The following is a 1,375-nucleotide window of genomic DNA, read 5'->3' on the forward strand; positions in this document are numbered from 1 at the left end:
GTTTTATTATACCCGGTAAAACCCTCCTTCCTTACATACTGTCCTAGCTCTGAATTGTAATTCGAGGTAAAGCCATAATTTTCAACTGCAGACGCGATGCGTCTTAGCATTTCTGGCGCATCGGTATTTCCTGTTATCCAGTAAGCTTGCCAGAGGAAATCTACGATATTCTCAGTCATCCATGCTGAGAAGCCTCTAGAGCTACTATCACCTAATGGTGCACTCCCCTCATTATGCACACCTTCGTGAACATCGATATTATGAGTAAAGCCACCACTTTTCGGTGTCCAACCATTTTCTACATCCCAGGTTTTTTCAGTTTGCTGCATATCTTTCAGAGAGTTAATTCGCTCATTAAGGTGAGCTAAAACCGTTGAATCAGCCGTCATTTCATAGGCATTAATCTCTGCTAGTCCTGCTATACCTGCCCCGCGCTCAGTAAAACCTTCATTCTCGTTATTAAAGGTGTCTCTCGTACCATATTGATTCCATCCCAAGTCAGATTGTAACGCCATATTGGTAATTAATGGATCATCCCATTGACTATCATCGCCAGTAAGGGCCCAGCTCAATTTAGCCTGCTGCGGAGCAATATATTTCCCATCAGCACAAGCAACACCACCAAATGTAAAACAACCATCACCACCAGCCATTGCCGGGGCCGTTCCATCATTCCGCACATGCGAGAAGTAGAACTGCTTCGATAGGAATGCCTCTTTTAAGAATTCTACCCGCCCAGTAGACATATACGCTTTGAACATGGCACTTGATCGATCAAACAACCAATTACCTCCACTGGAAGCGCTATAATCAAGCCCACCAGCCCAATTTTCGAACTGCCCTACTTGGTATTGCTCAAAACCGTCTGACGAACCACTTGAGGGCACATAAGGAGGAATCAGGCCTGACTCGGACAAATAGCTTGTATCGTGCAAGGCAAAAATTCGTGGGTAAGGCAGGTTATTTTTATCTGCGCCTGCAGCCGCCCAACCTAGAGAGTGTGCAACTTCAGACAAGCGTGTGACTGCTGCACCACCATCTGTAATTGTCAGGTCTATATTACCACCGGTCATATCGACATTTTGCAGCTGGATTGTCACCGAACGAATAGAGTTATCAGACCAATGGTAACGTAAGCCACCTTCAACGTAGGCTGCTAATTCCGTTGAACCATTCAGAACCTTGATTTCCGAAATATCAGTCACTTCACCCGCTGCCAGAGGCAAACCAAAGGTGACGACCTCAGAGTTTGTCGGCGTTACTTCACTATCAGCTTGTAAGGTGATCTGCGTATTTAACGCATGAACTGATGTCCCCGCTATGAGTAGACATGCTCCAGCACTATATCTCATAAAACACGATCTTAAAGCTTTCA

The 1,375-nt window shown here is 45.2% G+C and carries 1 protein-coding gene; it reads right to left on the reverse strand.

Annotation, left to right across the window (positions count from 1 at the left end):
- The coding region (locus A3729_RS12165; RefSeq protein WP_156497919.1) for a hypothetical protein at positions 1-1,352 on the reverse strand (1,352 nt) is incomplete at its 3' end.
- Positions 1,353-1,375: the final 23 nt, after the last annotated feature.

It is taken from the genome of Oleiphilus sp. HI0043 (assembly GCF_001634935.1).